Genomic DNA, 255 nt, shown 5'->3' with positions numbered 1-255 from the left:
TTCACGATATTGGTTTAGCAGGTATTGATGTAGTAGATCCTACAGACCCTTTTTTAAGTCAAGATATAAATGAGGTAACCCCAAATATTGGAGCAGGTTTCTTCTATTATACAGACAAGTATTACGTATCATTATCTGTACCTAACTTATTATCTTCAGTTCACTTAGATGATAGTGGTCTTAAGATAGGTTCAGAAACACAACACTATTTCTTTACGGGTGGTTATGTATTTGATTTGTCAGAGAACACAGAAT

Annotated in this window: 1 protein-coding gene; it reads left to right on the top strand. The window is 33.7% G+C overall.

Going from position 1 to position 255, the window contains the following annotated elements; all coding sequences use genetic code 11:
* The coding region (locus tag GN138_RS15965; protein WP_157364986.1) for a type IX secretion system membrane protein PorP/SprF at positions 1–255 on the top strand (255 nt) is incomplete at both ends.

The sequence above is a fragment of the Winogradskyella endarachnes genome (genome assembly GCF_009741275.1).
GTDB lineage: Bacteria > Bacteroidota > Bacteroidia > Flavobacteriales > Flavobacteriaceae > Winogradskyella > Winogradskyella endarachnes.
Note: the sequence above shows the minus strand (reverse complement) of the source record. Positions and strands in the feature narration are given on the sequence as shown.